Below are 19,169 nucleotides of genomic sequence, written 5' to 3' on the forward strand. Positions count from 1 at the left end.
CAGTGACGCTGCCGCTTGAGTCTGAAACTCCCGTGCCGAGCGTGGAGCTGATCGAGCCCCCGACCCCGGCAGTGCAACCCGAGCGCGAATGGCCCGGTGCGATTGTGCACCTCACGCTGGAGCAATTGACCGAGTCGGTGCTGCAAACCGAGGAAGACATGCGTTTTGCCAATCAGCTGGCGCGCACGGCCGGTGAGCGGGTGAAGGCGAGTGCGCTGAGCATGCAGTCTTCGGCCAGTGTGCTGGGGGACCTGAACCTCTATATGCAGCGTCTCGATCAAGTATTCGATGAACTTGGCGGTCAGTCGATGCGCATCGGTGCGATTGTCGGCAGCATTCAGGACATTTCCCGTCAGACCAATCTGCTGGCGTTGAACGCAGCCATCGAGGCGGCGCGGGCGGGCAGTCATGGTCGAGGCTTTGCGGTGGTGGCGGACGAAGTGCGCAATCTGTCACGTCAGGCGGCGGATTCCAGTGCGCAGATCAGGCAGATCGCGACGGGCCTGGAACAGTCCGCCGAGCATGCGCGCCAAGGTATCGAGCAGTTGGCCGGTTCAACGCGTCTGGGGCTGGAGAAGGCCGAAGTGGCGCTGCACTCGATGGGCGAACTGCAAAGTGGTGCGCTGGCCCGGGTCGAAGTGGTCGAGCGCATCATGGCGCGCTTGGCCGGGCTGCATGATCTGGCCTTGCAGGCGAAACGGATGGTCGTTTGAGTCGTGCAGCGAGCCAGGGATCACAGGTCGCTCGTGCAGCTGCCCATGACCTGGTAAGTCACGCGATGGGTCTGGCCTTGATGATCGATGTAGACCATGGTCGCCGGCACTACGTCGCAGGCGGTGGCGGTGTTTGTCACGGAAAGCACCTTGGCGATGTCCAGCGGTTGCGCCGGGTTGTACGGAGTGGCGGGTTCGTTGCCGGCGGCCATGGCGGAGGTGGCGACAACGGTCAGAAACAGGCTGATCAAGGTTTTCATTTTTGTGTACTCCGTGTGGGTTCCGATGATTGAAGTCTATGCCTTACCCGCTACCGATAAAGGGGCAAGTGCCTGATGCAGCCTTACGTGAAACGCAACAGTCAGTGCCCGAGGAGGGCCTATGGATTTGCTCAATAACTTGCGGGTGTTTGTCCGCGTGGTGGACAGCGGCAGCTTTACCGCCGCCGCCGACGCGCTCGAACTCTCGACCGCGCAAGTGTCCCGGTTGGTCGCGGACCTGGAGCTGCATGTGCAGGCGCGCCTGCTGCAACGCACCACTCGGCGTTTGAGCCTGACCGAGGCCGGCGAGCGCTTTTTGCTGCGCAGTCGGCAAATACTCGAAGAGATGGAGGAGGCTACGGCCGAAGCGCGTGGCGCTCATCTCAAGCCCAGCGGTCGGTTGCGGGTTCACAGCATGCATGGCCTGGGTGTGCTGATCACGCCGCTGATCGCTCGATACACCGAACTCTATCCTGATGTGGTGTTCGAGCTGACCTTGTCGCAACGCAATCCGGATCCGCTGGAAGGAGGCCATGACGTGGTGATTTCGATTGCCCATGAGCTGGCCGACTCGCAGTTTGTCGCCCAGGTCGTCGGGCAGATCTACAGCGTGCCCTGCGCCTCCCCCGACTACCTGCAACGCCAGGGGGTGCCAGACAAGCCGCTGGCCCTGAACGATCATCGCTGCCTGCGCATGCTGGATCCGTTGTACAGCGATCAATGGGTGTTCCATGACGAGGAGGGTGAGCACCGCGTCAGCCCGGCGAAGACCTTTCAGTGCAATGTAGCCGAGTCGATGGTCAAGGCTTCCGAGGCGGGGATGGGGGTCAGTCTGTTGCCGTTTTATACCGCGACTCGGCCGTTGAGCGACGGCACGTTGCTGCGCCTGCTGCCGACCTATCGCCCGCGTGAGCGCAATGTCTACGCGTTGTACCCGTCTCGGCGCTTTCTCGATGCAAAGGTCCGAACCTGGGTGGATTTTCTCAAGGCGGAGTTACCGCGCCTGTTCGCCGAGCATGAGGCAGTGATGAGCGATCCACGCCACTGGGCCTGAGATCTGAGGGCGCGCGCAGGGCGGTGTAGACTCAAGGCTTGTTTCGGTTCAGGAAGGAGTCTGGAGTGAAGGTCTGCTCAGTAGGGTTACCGGGTTTTGTGCCGTTGTGGGCGTGGGAGTGCCTGCCGCGATGATCGGTGCCGCATTGCTCTCGCCCGAAACCCTCACGGTCGGCTGGCTGATCTACGTGCCAGTGCTGATCTGGGCCGTTGCCCGAGCACCGTGGGTCGAGTTGTTCACGGACAGTCGGCGTCAGCATTTGCTGTTCGGTACGGTGTTCGCGTTGTTCGTCCTCTGGCTGGTGCGACGGGACTTCGACACCGGCGTGTCTTATCACATCATCGGCATGACGGCGGTGACGTTATTGCTGGACTGGCCGCTGGCGATTGTCGGCGGGCTGGTGGCGCAGGTGGGGCTGGTGCTGCTCGGGCGTCAGGACCTGGCCGCAATGGGGGTCAATGGCGCGTTGCTGATTCTGTTGCCGGTGCTGGTCACCGAAGGCTGCGCGATCCTGGTGGAGCGGGCGCAACCGCGTAATCCCTTTGTGTATATCTTTTGCTCGGGCTTTTTGGCCGCCGGGCTTTCGGCGTTGCTCTGCCTGCTGGCGGGGTTGGGGCTGTTGTGGTTCGACGAGCGTTTTGCGATGCCGGAATGGCTGGAGGATTTTGTCGGTTACCTGTGGCTGATCATTTTCCCCGAGGCGTTTATCAACGGCATGGTGATCAGTTCGCTGGTGGTGTTCTGTCCCGAGTGGCTGGAGACCTTCAACCGCACGCGTTATTTGTCGGCGCCGTGGAAGGACGACGACAAGCCTTGATCCATATCAAATGTTCGAATCGGCTGCGATTCCATGCTCTGGAAAATCCTCAGGAGCAGTGGCATGAGCGTTTACGAATGGGCAAGGCAGGAATTGCGCAACAGTCTCGAGTCGGCGCATGAGGCGGGGTTTGAACCGGGGTTGAGCCTGCGTGCCTTGCTCAGTGCGGTGGTGCAGCAGAGCAAGGGCGTACGCAGTGTCGAGGATCTGGCCGATGAGTTGCAGTTTCTGGCGGAGAATCTCGATGACAGCCAGGACTACGGGTTCATGCGGCCCTGAGGGGCGGGATCAGTGGCGCGGGTCGAAATCTTCCGAGAACAACTCGTCTTCAGAGTCGGGGCTGACCGGAATCTTGTGTTCTTCCGAGGCCCAGGCGCCCAGATCGATCAGTTTGCAACGGTCCGAGCAAAACGGCCGGAAGGTGCTGGTCGCGCTCCATTCAACAGGGGCGCCGCAGGTTGGACATTCGACGACAGGGGGTTGGCTCATGACTGGCCTCCACGCAAAGTAAGGTAAAAGTGATGCAGGCGTTCGACCTCGCTGTGCAGCCAGGCGAGGTCGCGGTCATTGACCACCACATCGTCGGCATGGCTGAGGCGGTCCTGACGGCTGGACTGGGCCTTGAGGATCGCCTGGACCTGCTGTTCGCTGGTCTGGTCGCGCTGCAAGGTTCGTTCGATCTGTAAGTGTTCCGGTGCGTCGATCACCAGCACTCGCTGGGTCATTTTGTACTGCCCGGACTCGATCAACAGCGGCGACACCAGAATCGCATAAGGTGATTGTGCGCGTGCCAGGTGCGCGGCGATTTCCTGAGCGATCAGCGGATGCAGCAACGCTTCGAGCCAGCGGCGTTCTTCGGGGACTTCAAAGATCAGCTTGCGCAGTGCCGCGCGATTCAATTGGCCATCGACTTGCAGCACGCCGACACCGAAGTGCTCGGCAATCTGCGCCAGCGCCGGGCGACCGGGTTCGACCACCCAGCGCGCGGCATGATCGGCATCCACCGCGTGCACACCCAGATCGATGAAGTGCTGGGCCGCCGCGCTTTTGCCGCTGCCGATGCCACCGGTCAGGCCGAGAATCCAGGGTTTTTCCACAGGGGTATTCATTTGAAACCGACAAACTGCCAATAGAAGCCGGTTATTTGACCACCCCAGAGCAAGGCAATCCAGCCGGCAATTGCCAGATAGGGTCCGAAGGGGATCGGCGTCGAGGTGTTGGCGTCTTTCAGGCGCAGTAAAATCACTCCCCCCACAGCACCCACCAGCGATGAAAGCAGGACCGTCAGCGGCAGAATCTGCCAACCGCCCCAGGCACCGAGCAGCGCCAGGAGCTTGAAGTCGCCGTGACCGATACCTTCCTTGCCAGTCATCAGCTTGAACAGCCAATACACCGACCACAGCAGCAGGTAGCCGGCTACCGCCCCCCACATCGCCGCCTGCAAAGGCACGAAAAGCTCGAAGCTGTTGACGATCAGACCCAGCCACAACAACGGCAACACCAGCACATCCGGCAGCAATTGGTGGTCGGCGTCGATCAGGCACATCGCCAATAACCCCCAACTCAGGACCAGCACCCACGCAGCTGTCCAACCGAAGCCGAAGTGCCAGGCGACAAACGCCGAGAGCACGCCGCAGGCCAGTTCGGTCAAGGGGTAGCGGGCGCTGATCGGTGCTTTGCAATTCGAGCACCGGCCGCGCAGTGCCAGGTAACTGAGCAGCGGAATGTTCTCCCAGACGCGGATTCGATGGGCGCACTGCGGGCAGTGTGAATGCGGCAACATCAGGTTGTAGGTCGGGCCCGGTGCTTCAGGGGGTAAACCCAGTACATCCAGGGCTTGTTGCCGCCAGTCGCCCTCAAGCATTTTCGGCAGGCGCCAGACCACCACGTTGAGAAAACTACCGATCACCAGCCCAAGCACTAGCGCACTGACAACGAATGCCAGTGGGTAACCGGCCATGAATTCACTCAAGGGCATGTTCAAATCGCTGAACCGAGTTGGAAAATGGGCAGGTACATGGCAACCACCAGCCCGCCGACAATGACGCCGAGCACCACCATGATGAACGGCTCCAACAGGCTGGTCAGGCTGTCGACCATATTGTCGACTTCAGCTTCATAGTAGATCGCAACTTTGTCGAGCATATCGTCGAGTGCGCCAGACTCCTCGCCAATGGCGGCCATTTGAATCGCCATGTTGGGGAAAATCCTGCTGGTGCGCATCGAGAAGTTCAATTGCATGCCGGTGGAGACATCCTGTTTGATGCGCAGAACCGCCCGTTTGAACACGATATTGCCAGTAGCACCTGCTACCGAATCCAGAGCTTCGACCAGGGGGACGCCTGCGGCGAAGGTGGTCGACAGGGTACGGGCAAAGCGCGCCACCGCCGATTTGTAGAGCAGTGCGCCGAGTATCGGCATTTTCAGCAGTTTGGCATCCAGCCAGTCGCAAAAGCGTTGCGAGCGCTTGAGCGCATGGCGAAAGCTCAGGGCCCCGATGATCAGGCCGCCGAGTAACAGCCACCACCACGCCTGCATGAACTCGGACAGACCGATCACCATCAGGGTAAAGGCCGGGAGTTCTGCACCAAATCCGGAAAACACCGACTGAAATTGCGGGACCACTTTGACCAGCAGAATGCCGGTGACGATGATTGCGACAAAGACCACGGCCAGCGGATAGGTCATGGCTTTTTTGATCTTGGCCTTGAGGCTTTCGCTTTTCTCCTTGTAGGTCGCAATCCGCTCCAGCAGCGTGTCGAGCGCGCCGGCCTGCTCGCCTGCGTCGACCAGATTGCAGTAGAGCTCATCGAAGTACTGCGGCTTTTTCCGCAGTGCGGTGGCGAAGCTGTTGCCGGCGGCGACTTCCTGTTTCACCTCGTCCACCAGCTTGCGCATGTTCGGGTTGTCGAAGCCTTCGCCGATGATGTCGAACGACTGCAGCAGTGGCACACCGGCTTTCATCATGGTCGCCATTTGCCGGGTGAAGAGAGCAATGTCCAGCGCCTTGATACGGTTGCCGAGGTTGAACAGCGAAGCGGTTTTTTTCCGTACTTTGCCCGGGTTGATCCCTTGTTTGCGTAGCTGCGCCTTGATCAAGGCCGGGTTATGACCGCTCAGCTCGCCGGTTACCTTGCTGCCTTTCCTGTCGGTGCCTTCCCAGGCGTAGACGCTGACCTTGATTGCTTTGACCGCCATGACTCAATCCTTGGTGACCCGGTTGATTTCTTCGAGGCTGGTGATGCCCTGCATGGCCTTGAGCAAGCCCGAGGTGCGCAGGTCGTTGAAGCCGTCCTTGCGCATCTGCGTATCGATTTCCAGAGAGTTGCCTTCAGCCATGATCAGTCGTTGCAGCTGCGGGGTGTTTTTCACCACTTCATAGATACCGACTCGCCCTTTGTAGCCGTTGTTGCAGAGATCGCAACCGACGGGTTCGTAGATCGTGAAGGAGCCGATGCGTTCCCGTGGGAAGCCTTCCTTGATCAGAGTTTCGTCGGGAATCGAGAGGTTTTTTTTGCAGTGGGGGCACAGCTTGCGGGCCAGGCGCTGGGCAATGATCAGGTGCACGGCCGTGGCGATGTTGAACCCCGGGATGCCCATGTTGTGCAGCCGGGTCAGGGTTTCAGCTGCGCTGTTGGTGTGCAGGGTGGAAAGCACCAGGTGGCCGGTTTGCGCAGCCTTGATCGCGATTTCGGCGGTTTCCAGATCGCGGATCTCGCCGACCATGATCACGTCCGGGTCCTGGCGCAGAAATGAGCGCAACGCCTGAGCGAAGTCCAGGCCCTGCCTGGGATTGACGTTGACCTGGTTGATGCCTTCCATGTTGATTTCCACCGGGTCTTCGGCGGTGGAGATGTTGATGTCGACGGTGTTGAGGATATTCAACCCGGTGTACAGCGACACGGTTTTCCCCGAGCCGGTCGGTCCGGTGACCAGAATCAGCCCTTGAGGTTGCTTGAGCGCCGCCATATACAGGTCTTTTTGATCGGGCTCGTAACCCAGCGCGTCGATGCCCATCTGTGCACTGGAGGGGTCGAGAATCCGGATCACGACTTTTTCGCCCCACAACGTTGGCAGGGTGTTGACCCGAAAATCGATGGATTTGCTTTTCGACAGGTGCATCTTGAGCCGCCCGTCCTGGGGTTTTCGACGTTCCGAAATGTCCAGGCTGGCCATCACCTTGAGACGGGCAGCGATGCGGTTGGCCAATTGAGTCGGCGGTCTGGCGACTTCGCGCAGCATGCCGTCGGTCCGTACCCGCACCCGATAGATTTTTTCGTAGGGCTCGAAATGCAGGTCCGAGGAGCCGCCCTTGATCGCGTCCAGCAGCATCTTGTTGACGAAGCGCACCACCGGGGCATCGTCGGAGTCCTGGCCGGTGACAGCGTCCTGGCGCTGGTCGTCGACGGCTTCGATGTCCGGGTCCCCGAGGTCGATATCGGCCATGTCTTCCAGGCCCGTGCTGTGGCTGTCGAAGAATTTCTCGATGGCGTCGCTGAGCTTGTCGTCTTCGACCAGGATCGCTTCGGTGGTGAGCCCGGTGCTGAACTGGATATCGTTGATCGCCTGCTGATTGCTCGGGTCGGAAATGCCCACGAACAGTTTGTTGCCGCGCCGCCAGAGTGGCAGGGCGTGGTGCTGGCGAATCAGCTTTTCACTGACCAGGTCTTTGGGCTGGGAGTCTTTGTCGAGACAGTTGAGGTCGAGGAAGGCGACGCCGAAATGCTCTGAGGCAATTTCCCCAACCTGGCGACTGCTCACCATTTTGTTCTGTACCAGATAGCTGACCAGGGAAACGCGATTGCGTTGAGCTTGCTGATACGCCTGTTGCGCGCTTTTGTCAGTGAGCAGTTCGGCCAGAACCAATTGCTTGGCCAGACCGCTGAGGGCGATGTCATTCATTCGATTACCAGGCACAGACCGTTCAAGACTTATAGCCTAGTCAACGGATGGAACCTCACCAGCGCTCTTGAGGTGACAAAAAGTGTCAGATAGTGCGGTTCTTCGGGGTATGTGCCGGGCTTTTGCCGATCTGACACCCTGTAAGCCGGGGGCGCAGGGGTTGGCATGTGCTGTGCTTTGACTGGTTCAGGACATGAGATTTCGCCTCATGCATGGAGCCTGTTCTATGAATAATCAAAAAGGTTTTACCCTCATCGAGCTGCTGATCGTGGTGGCGATCATCGGCATTCTGGCGACGTTCGCATTGCCGCTGTATTCCAAGTATCAGGCGCGGGCGAAGGTCACCGCGGGGCTGGCGGAAATTTCAGCACTGAAGGTGCCGTTTGAAGACATTATCAATCAGGGCACCGACCCGACACTGGCGCTGATCGGTGGCACGGCAACTACCGGTAACTGCACTATCACGGCATCGGGTACTGCATCCACGGGTGTGGGTACCATTGCTTGCACGATTCTCAATGCGCCAGGGCCTGTCCTCAGCAAAACCATCACGCTCTCGCGGACACTGGCCGGTGGCTGGTCTTGCGCGACCACTGTATTGCAGGACTACGCGCCCAAGGGTTGCACTGGCGTCTGATCCTGTATCGAAGCCTCAATGCCTCGCCTCTACGGACGCGAGGCATTTTCTCGACCGCTCGATGGCATCGCGGTAATTCGATAAAACCCGCAACTTGCATGTCAACAACGCCCGGGTCATGCATTTTGCATGACTCCAGTTATTTGGTTTTTTTATAACGCATTGATTTTTATTGGTTTATTTAGCTGTCTCTAGTTGGCACGGCCTTCGCACTGTCTCTGTTAACCCTGCTGAGAAGGCATGCAGCAGACTTTCTGGAAGAACAGGAGTTACTCGTATGAAGACGTTCGCTATCGCTGCCGCCGCTGCAACCGCTCTGACCCTGACCATGGCCAACGCTGCATTTGCGCAGACCACTCAAGCCACACAGTCGCCGATGGTGGTGGCTGCCGGTGAAATGACCAAGGCCGAGGAAGCCACTTCCGATACCTGGATCACCACTAAAGTGAAAAGCGATCTGGTCACCGAGAAGGGGATTCCTGGCACCGACATCAAAGTCGAAACCAACAAAGGCGTCGTTTCTCTATCGTCGAAAGTAGCCATTACCCAGTCTCAGAAAGAAATGGCCGTCGCTATCACCAAGAAAATCAAAGGCGTCAAAGCCGTATCGGCGGATGGCCTGTTGGCCCAGTAAGAACCAGGGTTTAAGGGAATCTTGAGAGCGCTGTAGAACCAATGTGGGAGCGGGCTTGCTCGCGAAGGGGCCATAACATTCAGCATCAATGTTGAATGTCAGTCCGCCTTCGCGAGCAAGCCCGCTCCCACATTGGATAGTCGTAACTTCAGCTTCCGCGTTTGCTGGTGATCCGTACGAGGCGGTTGCCTTCAAAGCGCAGGTATTGGTACATGCCGCTGTTCGGACCGTAGGTCCATTCCTCAACCGGGACTTCTTCCCGGCGATTGGCGCTGCGTTTGTAGCCCAACGCATCACGTGCAACCGGCTCGCCACATTTGTGCAGCACTTCACTGGTGCGATCGCCGACGCTGATCAACTGACTGCCGCAGCGCAAGGTATCGGTCTGGGCTTGCACCTGGCTGGCGAAGAACGCCAGTGCCAGGCTGATCAGCAATCGGCTATTCATGCTTACTCCGCATCCAGGTGCATGGGCGTGACGACTCGGCCATCGCTTTCGGCTTCGCCCAGGTTAGCGTCAACGAAATACACCCGGTCATCGGCGAGCTGGGCTTTGTCGACCAGGTAGTCCTTGATGGTGCTGGCGCGATCCTGACCCAGTTGGCGCAGCAGCGCGGTGTCTGAAGACCAGAACTTGATCACGCCTTCACGCAGTTTGGCGGTGCGCTCTGCTTTGCCCAGTTGCGTCCATTCGGCCGGTGGCTGGGTTTTCAGGCGTGTGCGGTAAATGGCTTCGAGCAGCGGGCCTTTTTCGCTGTCCGGGACTGCCAGCAACGAAGCTTGCGCAGGGACTTTGTCGCCGCGACGCTGGAGCATTTTGTAGTAGTTGTACTGGTATTCACGTTCCAGTCGCTGTTCGGCAATCAAGGGGCCATCGCTCTTCTCAGCGGCGGTGCCTTCGATTTCCAGGCGCAGGGCCGGACGTTCCTTGAGCGCTTTGGCCAGGGTATCGAGTGCCGACTCGGCGTTCTTGCTCAGCTCACTTGAACCGGGTGCGAACGACACGCTGCCCAGGTCCTCGGCCCCACTGCCGTTGACCAGCCCGCCAATGAGCTTGAAGGGGGCCTCGGCCGCGCGCACGATCAGGTTGCGCAGGGTTTGCCAGATGATCGGCATGATGCTGAATTGCGGGTTGTTCAGATCGCCTGTTATCGGCAGATCAATGGAAATTTTGCCATCGCTGTCCTTGAGCAAGGCGATGGCCAGTTTCAGCGGCAAGCTCACGGCGTCCGGGCTGTCGACTTTTTCGCCCAGTTGCAGTTGCTCCACCACCACTTTGTTTTCGGCTTTCAACTGGCCTTTGACGATCTGGTAGTGCAGGTCGAGATTGAGCCGGCCCTTGCGGATCCGGTAACCGGCAAATTTGCCGGAGTAGGGGGTCAGGGTGGTCAGTTCGACGCGTTTGAAACTGGTGGCGATATCCAGCGCGGTCATCGGGTCGAACGGGGTGACGCTGCCCTTGATGGTCACCGGGGCGTAGCGGTCGACTTTGCCCTTGATGTCGACGGCGGCAGGTTTGACCTGGCGGCTGTCGATGGTGCCGATCTGGCCGTTGAGCTGTTGAATGGCGGTGGCGAAGTTCGGTGTCAGGCTGAAGTCGGCGAAGTTCGCCGAGCCGTCGTTGATCGCAATCGCGCCGATGTGGATACCCAGTGGCTTGTCCTTGCTTGCAGCAGGTTTCGCGGTGGCGGTTTTACTGCCGTTGTCGGGCGATTGCGGGATCAACAGGTCATTGATGTTGGTGGTGCGGTCATCGTTGATCATGAAGCGCACATACGGCTGTTGCAGGTTGACCTTGTCGATCGACAGGCTGTCGCCATGTTGGTAGTTCAGGCCTTCGACCACCACTTGCTGCCACTTGAGGAAGTCGCGGGTTTTCAGAGTGTCCAGGGTGTGCAATTGATCTACCTGAGCGCGGCCGGTGACGCTGAACGCCAGTGGCTCGGTGCTTTTCAGGTCAACCGCCAGGTCGCTGCCGAGCATCCCGGAACGCAGCTCCAGACGAATGAACGGGTTGATATAGGACTGGGCGACGCGCAAGTCGATGTCTTTGGTCTGGACCTTGAGTTTGGCGCTGATCGGCGCGAGGTTGACCTCGCCATTCGCGAGAATCTTGCCCTGCTTGCCCAGGCCGGTATCGACCTTGAGGGAGAACGGCGAACCATTGAGGCTATCGAAATTCTTCACGTCGACGTTTAGCGGGCCGAGCTCCAGTGCCACTGCCGGCTGGGCCTGACGGTCGGCCAAGTGCACTTGATAGTTGCGCAGCTCGACATCCTTGAGCAGCACTTGCCAGGGCTTGCTCGGCACCGCTGGATCAGGTTTTGGTTGCGGCGAGTCTGCCGCCGCCGGGGCCTTGGTTGATTCGGGCTTTGTGGCCGGTTTGGTCGGTTGGCTGGCGAAGAGCTTCTGCCAGTCGAGCTGGCCATCGGCTTCGCGGGCGGCCCAGGTTTCGAGCTTCTGGCTGCGGATCTTGCCGACGATCACTTGTTGCTTGACCAGATCGACCGTGGTCTCGCTGACGTCCAGACGTTCGAGGCGCACCAGCGGCCGGCCATCCGGGGCCTTGATGGCGAACGGAGCAACGCTGACCGAGGCGTTGTTCAGCAGCAGTTCGGTTCCCTGCGTCAGGTTGAACTTGTAATCGGTACTCAGGTTCAGCGTTCCGTCTTCAAGCACCAGCGGCAATGCGTCACGCACGTAAGGCCACCAGGATTTCATTTTGCCGTCGGTGACTTTCAGTGTGCCTTCGGAGCTGATGGGAACCAGGCTGATGTGGCCGGTCCAGTCGATCCGGCCACCCGCCGGGCCAGCTGCGACGAGGGTCATGGCGGCGTTGTCGTCGGGCAGGGTACTGAGGTTGTTCAACTCCAGATTGAGCGTGTCGTACAGGAATTCGATCGGCTCGCTCGGGCGCAGGTCCTGGAAGTGCACATAACCACTGGCCAGATTGATGTGGTCGATGCGCAGCGGGAAGGGTTTGGCGTTCGGGTCCGCAGGCGTCGGCTCACTGGCTGGCAACTTGAACAGTTGCGTGAGGTTCAGGCTGCCGTCCTTGTTGAACAGAATCTCGGTTTTCGGCTTGTCCAGTTGCACATCGATCAAGTGCAGTGCACGAGTCCAGAGGCTATCGATTTGCAGGTTGGCGTACAGGCGCTCGAAGGCAAGCTGTTCCTTGCCCGGCTCGCCGATGTTCAGGCCCCACACGGTCAGTTCAAGACTGAAGGGATTGAGTTCGATCCGTTGAATGTGCGCAGGCACCGCCGCGTAGTTGGCCAATTGTTGATTGGCGATCCGCAAGGCGATGCCCGGTAAAATCAGAAACCCCAACACGCTGTAAAGGGCGACGGCAATCAACAAGGCGCCGATGGCGCGAATCAATCCTTTGGGCATGTTCGGCTTCAACTATCGGAATCGGGAGTGGCTTGGAGTATGGCATGCGATTCTGGTTCCAAAGCAATCACCTTGAACAGCAAATGTCAGGTTTTTTCGAAAGAGCTCAGAATTGCAGGATCAGGGTTTTCAGCGGCGGCTGCTGATCCATCGACGGAAAGTCGCTGCCAGGTGTCAGCACTTTCCAGTCGCGTACCGGGCGTCCGGCCTTTTCTGCGCAGCGCAGCACCTGCTCACGCCAGTCGTCCATGCTGACTTTTGCCAGGTTGTTGCAGCAGATCAGCACACCATCGTCGGCGGTGGCCAGTAGCGCCGGTTTGAGCAAACTCTGGTAGTCGCGCAGCAGGTCAACGGTGCCGAATGCACTTTTGGCCCAGGCGGGTGGATCGAGCAGGACCAGGTCGTACTGACGCTGTTCCAGGCGCGGATAACTGGGCAGTTTCTGTCCACGGCGCTGGCTGATCGGCAGGCCGGCGAGTTGGCGGATGGCCGGAAAGTAATCGGACTGTACGAACTGCATGGTTGGCAATTGCGGGTTGAGCAGGCCGTTCTCACGGCCGACTGCCAGGTTACCCTCGGCGAAATCCAGATTGCACACCTCGCGTGCACCGCCAGCCGCCGCGGCAAGGCCGACGCCGCAGGTGTAGGCGAACAGGTTCAGCACGCTTTTGCCGGCGCTGTGATCCTTGACCCAGCCGCGGGCGTTGCGCAGGTCGAGAAACAGCAGAGGGTCTTGCCCGGCGTGGCGACCACGGACCCGGTAGTTCAGGCCCCATTCGTGGCCGACCATGTCGACAAGAGCGGCCTCTTCGGCGCGGTAGACCGTGTCTTCGCGATCAATGCGCGAGTTACCCCGCGAGCGGTCGTTATAGACCAGCAGGGTGTTGAGGTTGAGGTGCTGATTGATGACCTCGTGCAACGCGAGCAAGTCATCGCGTTCCAGCGACTGGTGAAAGCTCTGGACCAGCAGTTGCGGGCCGTAACGGTCGACGGTCAGGCCGCCGGCACCTTCCTGGCTGCCATGAAACAGCCGATAGCAGTCGGTACCTTGCGAGTGGAGCTCGGCGAGCAAGTCTTGGCGATGATCGAGGGCGGCGCGCAGCGCCTGATTCAAGGAAGACATGGACGCGCCTTGCTGGGGAATTTGGCGCGAGAGTTTAACAGGATTGTGATCGATGGATCCCCTGTGGCGAGGGAGCTTGCTCCCGCTCGGGTGCGCAGCGCCCGTAAAACATTCGACCGTGCTCTGTCTGAAAGAACTCGGCTGAAGGATTTGGGAGCGCTTCGCGCTCCAACGGGAGCAAGCTCCCTCGCCACAGGGTAATTGTTTGGCGAGGACTTGGCGTTCGGTCGGCAACACCACGCATTCAGCTGGGGATTCCCATCCGCCGTTTGGCCCGCTGCACCGAACCATTGCGCACCGCCCAGCGCAGCATCGGGGCACTGCGATTGACGCTGGCGCGAATCAGTTTGCGTTGCAGCGGATTCTGGCGGACACCGAGCATGTCACTGGCCCAGTCGGGCAGCAGGTCGATGCCCGCTTGCATCATCAGCCCACCGAAGGGCCTGGCCAGGCGGCTGGGTGACGGTGCAGCGAGGAGCAACCGCAGCACTTCGCGGCTGCGTTCATCGCAGAGCAGTTGTGGGCGAATTCGCTCAAGGTATTCGCTGATTTCCCGCCGTGAGCGCGGAACATCGCGGGCGCCCAGACGCTCGGCGACCAAGGCGATCTCGCTGTAGTAACGGTCCTGATCGGCTGGCGAAAGATTCGGATTGCGGTAGCGCAAATGCGCAGCGAGAAAATTGCTGACCTCGGCCACATGGACCCAGGTCAGCAGGTCCGGATCGCTGGCGGCATAAGGGCGCCCATCGGGCGCGGTGCCGACCACTTGCAGGTGAATGGTGCGCACTTTCTCGATCAGCCACTCGGCGTCCTGACGCGAACCGAAGGTGGTACCGGAGATGAACTGCCCGGTGCGGCGCAGTCGACCGAGCATGTCTTCGCGGAAGTTCGAGTGGTCCCAGACCCCGGCCAGTGCCAGCGGGTGCAAGGCTTGCAGCATTAAGGCGCTGATGCCGCCGATGAGCATGCTGCTGAAGTCGCCATGCACTTGCCAGCTCACCGAGTCGGGGCCGAAGAGCCCGGGATCGCCCTTGGGGTTTTCCAGGTCGAGCTTGCCCAGCGAAAGGCCGGACAGGCTCATGATCTGGGTTTCGATACGGCTACGGATGAATTCCATGACGACTCGGTGGCTATGGCATTTAAAAAGTGCGCGGCCAACGGCCGCGCTTGGGTAAACAGATCATTGGTTCAGACGCTTGTCGATCAGCCCGGCGACCACGCTGGGGTCGGCCAGGGTCGAGGTGTCACCGAGGCTGTCGAGCTCATTGCAGGCAATCTTGCGCAGGATGCGCCGCATGATCTTGCCCGAACGGGTTTTCGGCAAGGCCGGCGCCCATTGAATCAGATCGGGTCTGGCGAAACTGCCGATTTCCTGGCTGACGTGGGCCAGCAGTTCTTTCTTCAATGCGTCGCTGGGTTCGATGCCGTTCATCGGCGTGACAAAGGCGTAGATGCCCTGGCCCTTGAGGTCGTGGGGGTAACCGACCACCGCAGCCTCGGCGATGCTGTCATGCAGCACCAGTGCGCTTTCGACTTCGGCGGTGCCGATGCGGTGCCCAGAGACGTTGATCACATCATCGATGCGTCCGGTGATCCAGTAGTCGCCGTCTTCATCGCGCCGTGCGCCGTCGCCGGTGAAGTAGTAGCCGGGATAGGGTTTGAAATAGGTATCGATCATGCGTTGCGGGTCGCCATAGACACTGCGGATTTGCCCTGGCCAGCTTGATTTTATGGCGAGCACGCCGCTGCCGGCGCCGCTGATTTCCTTGCCTTGTTCATCAAGCAATACCGGTTGCACGCCGAACATCGGCCGGGTCGCGCAACCGGGTTTGATTCGTTGTGCGCTAACCAGCGGGCTGAGCATGATGCCTCCGGTTTCAGTCTGCCACCAGGTGTCGACGATCGGGCAGCGCTGCTCGCCGACCGCGTTGAAATACCAGTCCCAGGCTTCCGGGTTGATCGGCTCGCCAACGCTGCCCAGCAGCCGCAAACTGGCGCGTGAGCTGTCTTTCAAGGGTTCCAGTCCTTCGCGCATCAGGGCCCGCAAAGCGGTTGGCGCGGTGTAGAAAATGTTCACCTGATGCTTGTCGATGACCTGCCAGAACCGCGAGCTGTTCGGGTAGCTTGGCACGCCCTCGAAGATCAGGGTGGTCGCGCCATTGGCCAGTGGCCCGTAGACGATGTAGCTGTGGCCGGTGACCCAGCCGACGTCGGCGGTGCACCAGAAGACTTCGCCGTCGCGGTAGTCGAACACGTACTTGAAGGTCATCGCTGCTTGCAGCAGATAGCCGCCAGTGGTGTGTAGCACGCCTTTGGGTTTACCGGTGCTGCCGGAAGTGTAAAGGATGAACAACGGGTCTTCGGCGTCCATGGGTTCTGGCGGGCAGTCGTCGCTGACGTCGCGTAGGGCCTGGTGATACCAGAGGTCGCGGCCCTCGACCCAATTGACCTCGATCTGAGTGTGTTCGACCACTACGACAGTACTGACGGCCGGGCAACTGAGCAGGGCTTTGTCGACGTTCTGTTTGAGCGGTACGTATTTACCGCCACGTACCCCTTCATCGGCGGTAATCACGGTGCGGCAGTCCGCGTCGAGGATCCGGTCACGCAGGGAATCGGGGGAAAACCCGCCAAAGACCACCGAGTGCACGGCGCCGATGCGTGCACAGGCGAGCATTGCGTAGGCGGCTTCAGGGATCATTGGCATGTAGATGCACACCCGGTCGCCTTTTTTTACGCCACGGCTTTTCAGCACGTTGGCCAGGCGGCAAACGCAGTGATGCAGTTTTTGGTAGGTGATGTGCAGCGATTCAGCCGGGTCGTCGCCTTCCCAGATGATCGCGGTCTGTTCGCCGCGTTGGGCGAGGTGGCGATCGATGCAGTTATAGCTGACGTTGAGCTGAGCACCGGCAAACCATTGTGCCGCGCCGGTTTTGATATTCGTGTGTTGAACGCTTTGCCAGGGGGTCGACCAGTCAAGAAAACGCTTGGCCTGTTCGGCCCAGAAAATGTCGGGTTGCTCGATGGATTGGCGGTACAGGCGCTGGTAGTCGTCCTGACTCAGTTGCGCAGCCTGGCGGACGGCATCGGCTTTGGGGAACGTGCTGATATCGAACATGGCGGTTCCTTATGCTTGTATTGCACAAGTGATAAAGATGCGCCGAGTAGTGAATGGGTTCAAGACTTGCACCGACCCAGTGTGGGAGCGGGCTTGCTCGCGAATGCGGTTTGTCATTCAGCATTGATGGCGACTGACCCACCGCTTTCGCGAGCAAGCCCGCTCCCACAAGGTCAGTGCAGACCTGTGGGAGCGAGGGTCAAATCACCCGCGGTGACGACCGCGGAAGTAGTTGATCAGGCCCTGGGTCGAAGCGTCTTCGGCCGGGGTTTCTTCGCTGCCGACCAGGCGGCTGTAGACGCCTTTGCCCAGCTCCTTGCCCAACTCCACGCCCCATTGGTCGAAGGCGTTGATGCCCCAGATCACGCTCTGCACGAACACCTTGTGCTCGTACATCGCGACCAGCGCGCCCAGACGACGCGGGCTGATGCGCTCGACCACCAGGGTGTTGCTCGGGCGGTTGCCCGGGATCACCTTGTGCGGCGCGAGTTTTTGCACCTGGTCTTCGGCCACGCCTTTTTCACGCAGCTCGGCTTCCGCCTCGGCGTGGGTCTTGCCGAGCATCAGCGCCTGGCTTTGCGACAGGCAGTTGGCGTACAGCCACTGGTGGTGGTCGGCAACCGGGTTGAAGCTGACGATCGGCACGATGAAGTCGGCTGGAATCAGCTGGGTGCCTTGGTGCAGCAACTGGTGATAGGCGTGTTGACCGTTGCAACCGACGCCGCCCCAGATGACCGGACCGGTATCGGTGGAAACCGGTGTGCCGTCCTGACGTACGCTCTTGCCGTTGGACTCCATGTCCAGTTGCTGCAAGTGCTTGGTGATGTTGCGCAGGTAGTGGTCATACGGCAGGATCGCGTGGCTTTGCGCGCCCCAGAAGTTGCCATACCAGACACCGAGCAATGCCAGCAGCACCGGCATGTTCTGTTCGAACGGTGCGCTCTGGAAGTGCTGGTCCATGGTGTAGGCGCCAGACAGCAGTTCCTTGAAGTTCGACATGCCGATGGCCAGGGCAATCGGCAAGCCGATGGCTGACCACAGCGAGTAACGCCCGCCAACCCAGTCCCACATCGGGAAGATGTTTTCTTCGCGAATACCGAAGGCCACGGCCGCAGCGTTGTTGCTCGAAACGGCGATGAAGTGTCGATACAGCTCGGCTTCGGAGCCGCCCTGAGCCAGGTACCAGGCGCGTGCGGCCTGGGCGTTTTTCAGGGTTTCGAGGGTGTTGAAGGATTTCGAGGAAACGATGAACAGTGTGGTTTCGGCACGAATCTTTGCCGACAACTCATGGAATTCGCTGCCGTCGATGTTCGCCAGGTAATGGCAGCGCACGCCTTTCTGGGCGTAGGACAACAGCGCTTCGGAAACCAGTTCAGGGCCGAGGAACGAACCACCGATGCCGATGTTCACCACGTCGGTGATCGGCTTCTCGGTGTAACCACGCCACAGGCCGTCGTGAATGCGCCCGACCAGCTCGGTGATCTGGTTCAGCACTTTGTGCACGTCAGGCATGACGTTGACGCCATTGACCGACAGCTTGTCGCCCACCGGGCGGCGCAGGGCCGTATGCAACGCCGGACGGCCTTCGGAGGCATTGACGATTTCGCCGTTGAACAACGCCTTGATCGCGTCTTGCAAGCCGACTTCGTTCGCCAGGCCCACCAGCAGATTGCGGGTTTCGGTGTTGATCAGGTTTTTCGAGTAATCAAGAAATAGTCCACAGCTGCTCAGTGTGAACTGGGTAAAACGCTGCGGGTCGGCATTGAACGCTTCGCGCATGCTGAAATCCTGCATGGCTTGGCGGTGATCATTCAGCGCCTGCCAGGCTGGCAGAGCGGTAACGTCATGAGGAGTGCGGTAGTACGCCATCGCTGCGGGTTTCCTTTTTACTTGGACTGCCTTTAGGACACTGAAAAATCCGGAATGTCCTGTTTGATGACAGGCACCCTCCGGTTGAACTGCGAATAAACGATTTAATAGCGCAGGGCGATTACAGTAAACCTCGCGGTGTGATCTGTCTTGGCTTTGTCTGACCTGTGGCCGGTACTATTTTGTACCGGCACTTAAGGTCGCCAGGCAGGCGGGCTTTCAGTGTTCGGAGTACGGGGGAGGGCTCAGGCGACCTGAACCGGGATGGCATTGCTGGTATGGCTCAATTCGTTGCCTGGAGCCATGTAGAGCATGCGCGGTTTGAAATTGAGCAGTTCGGCTTCGCTGTAATGAGCGTAAGCGCAGATGATCACCCGATCACCGACCTTGGCTTTGTGTGCGGCGGCGCCGTTGACCGAGATCATGCGCGAGCCTTCTTCGCCACGGATGGCGTAAGTGGTGAAGCGTTCGCCGTTGTCGACGTTGTAGATCTGGATCTGTTCGTACTCACGGATCCCGGACAGGTCCAGCCATTCGCCGTCGATGGCGCAAGAGCCTTCGTAGTCGAGCACTGCGTGGGTAACTTCGGCGCGATGCAGCTTGGCTTTGAGCATGATGGCGTGCATGAGTGTTTCCCTTGGTCAGATCC

At 59.6% G+C, this 19,169-nt stretch carries 18 protein-coding genes and 1 pseudogene; 6 read left to right on the forward strand and 13 right to left on the reverse strand.

Annotation, left to right across the window (positions count from 1 at the left end):
* Positions 1–320: 320 nt before the first annotated feature.
* Positions 321–713, forward strand: a pseudogene (locus tag AC3WK5_RS06455) (methyl-accepting chemotaxis protein); the annotation flags it as partial.
* A 20-nt stretch (positions 714–733) separates the two neighbouring features.
* On the opposite strand, the gene AC3WK5_RS06460 reads toward AC3WK5_RS06455, so the two are convergent.
* A complete protein-coding gene (locus tag AC3WK5_RS06460) occupies positions 734–973 on the reverse strand; it encodes a DUF2790 domain-containing protein (RefSeq protein ID WP_103320193.1) in 240 nt (79 codons plus the stop codon).
* A 121-nt stretch (positions 974–1,094) separates the two neighbouring features.
* On the opposite strand from AC3WK5_RS06460, the gene AC3WK5_RS06465 reads away from it, so the two are divergent.
* From AC3WK5_RS06465 to AC3WK5_RS06475, 3 genes are all read left to right on the forward strand, one after another.
* On the forward strand, positions 1,095–2,027 hold the full coding sequence (locus AC3WK5_RS06465) for a LysR family transcriptional regulator (protein ID WP_103320191.1): 933 nt from the start codon (positions 1,095–1,097) through the stop codon (positions 2,025–2,027).
* 130 nt (positions 2,028–2,157) lie between these two features.
* Positions 2,158–2,844, forward strand: coding sequence for an energy-coupling factor ABC transporter permease (locus AC3WK5_RS06470; RefSeq protein WP_103320189.1), 687 nt, complete (start codon positions 2,158–2,160; stop codon positions 2,842–2,844).
* Positions 2,845–2,907: 63 nt separating this feature from the next.
* Entirely contained in the window at positions 2,908–3,123 is a 216-nt protein-coding gene (locus AC3WK5_RS06475; protein ID WP_054595542.1) for a hypothetical protein, read from the forward strand.
* Positions 3,124–3,132: 9 nt separating this feature from the next.
* On the opposite strand, the gene yacG is transcribed toward AC3WK5_RS06475, so the two are convergent.
* From yacG to pilB, 5 genes are read right to left on the reverse strand one after another with little or no spacing between them, the layout of a single operon-like run.
* A complete protein-coding gene (gene yacG, locus AC3WK5_RS06480) occupies positions 3,133–3,333 on the reverse strand; it encodes a DNA gyrase inhibitor YacG (RefSeq protein ID WP_054595543.1) in 201 nt (66 codons plus the stop codon).
* The gene (gene coaE / locus AC3WK5_RS06485; RefSeq protein ID WP_103320186.1) at positions 3,330–3,953 is read right to left on the reverse strand and encodes a dephospho-CoA kinase; all 624 of its coding nucleotides are present in this window, start codon (positions 3,951–3,953) and stop codon (positions 3,330–3,332) included. Before coaE ends, yacG begins: the two co-directional genes overlap by 4 nt.
* Positions 3,950–4,822, reverse strand: a complete 873-nt coding sequence (locus tag AC3WK5_RS06490; protein ID WP_103320185.1) for a prepilin peptidase — start codon at positions 4,820–4,822, stop codon at positions 3,950–3,952. The genes coaE and AC3WK5_RS06490 overlap by 4 nt, the downstream gene beginning before the upstream one ends.
* Before the next feature lie 2 nt (positions 4,823–4,824).
* Positions 4,825–6,042 (reverse strand): type II secretion system F family protein, encoded by a 1,218-nt coding sequence (locus AC3WK5_RS06495; protein ID WP_103320183.1) that lies wholly within the window; start codon positions 6,040–6,042, stop codon positions 4,825–4,827.
* Between the two features lie 3 nt (positions 6,043–6,045).
* On the reverse strand, positions 6,046–7,746 hold the full coding sequence (pilB, locus tag AC3WK5_RS06500) for a type IV-A pilus assembly ATPase PilB (protein WP_103320181.1): 1,701 nt from the start codon (positions 7,744–7,746) through the stop codon (positions 6,046–6,048).
* Between the two features lie 226 nt (positions 7,747–7,972).
* Between pilB and AC3WK5_RS06505 the strand changes: the two genes are divergently transcribed.
* Both AC3WK5_RS06505 and AC3WK5_RS06510 read left to right on the forward strand, forming a co-directional pair.
* On the forward strand, positions 7,973–8,383 hold the full coding sequence (locus AC3WK5_RS06505) for a pilin (protein WP_103320179.1): 411 nt from the start codon (positions 7,973–7,975) through the stop codon (positions 8,381–8,383).
* 277 nt (positions 8,384–8,660) lie between these two features.
* Positions 8,661–9,017, forward strand: coding sequence for a BON domain-containing protein (locus AC3WK5_RS06510; RefSeq protein WP_103320177.1), 357 nt, complete (start codon positions 8,661–8,663; stop codon positions 9,015–9,017).
* Positions 9,018–9,165: 148 nt separating this feature from the next.
* Here the strand turns inward: AC3WK5_RS06510 and AC3WK5_RS06515 are convergent, their stop codons facing one another.
* From AC3WK5_RS06515 to panD, 7 genes are all read right to left on the reverse strand, one after another.
* Complete coding sequence (locus tag AC3WK5_RS06515; RefSeq protein WP_103320175.1) at positions 9,166–9,465, reverse strand: DUF2845 domain-containing protein; 300 nt, start codon at positions 9,463–9,465, stop codon at positions 9,166–9,168.
* Between the two features lie 2 nt (positions 9,466–9,467).
* On the reverse strand, positions 9,468–12,410 hold the full coding sequence (locus AC3WK5_RS06520; protein ID WP_103320173.1) for a DUF748 domain-containing protein: 2,943 nt from the start codon (positions 12,408–12,410) through the stop codon (positions 9,468–9,470).
* A 106-nt stretch (positions 12,411–12,516) separates the two neighbouring features.
* Positions 12,517–13,533, reverse strand: coding sequence for a class I SAM-dependent rRNA methyltransferase (locus AC3WK5_RS06525; RefSeq protein ID WP_103320171.1), 1,017 nt, complete (start codon positions 13,531–13,533; stop codon positions 12,517–12,519).
* 244 nt (positions 13,534–13,777) lie between these two features.
* Positions 13,778–14,650: an oxygenase MpaB family protein gene (locus AC3WK5_RS06530; protein ID WP_103320169.1), complete on the reverse strand. Its 873-nt coding sequence runs from the start codon at positions 14,648–14,650 to the stop codon at positions 13,778–13,780.
* 63 nt (positions 14,651–14,713) lie between these two features.
* Positions 14,714–16,651: an acetate--CoA ligase gene (gene acs / locus AC3WK5_RS06535; RefSeq protein WP_103320167.1), complete on the reverse strand. Its 1,938-nt coding sequence runs from the start codon at positions 16,649–16,651 to the stop codon at positions 14,714–14,716.
* 204 nt (positions 16,652–16,855) lie between these two features.
* Entirely contained in the window at positions 16,856–18,520 is a 1,665-nt protein-coding gene (gene pgi, locus AC3WK5_RS06540; protein WP_103320164.1) for a glucose-6-phosphate isomerase, read from the reverse strand.
* 245 nt (positions 18,521–18,765) lie between these two features.
* On the reverse strand, positions 18,766–19,146 hold the full coding sequence (panD, locus tag AC3WK5_RS06545; RefSeq protein ID WP_003228271.1) for an aspartate 1-decarboxylase: 381 nt from the start codon (positions 19,144–19,146) through the stop codon (positions 18,766–18,768).
* Positions 19,147–19,169: the final 23 nt, after the last annotated feature.

This window comes from Pseudomonas sp. FW306-02-D09B, assembly GCF_058782685.1.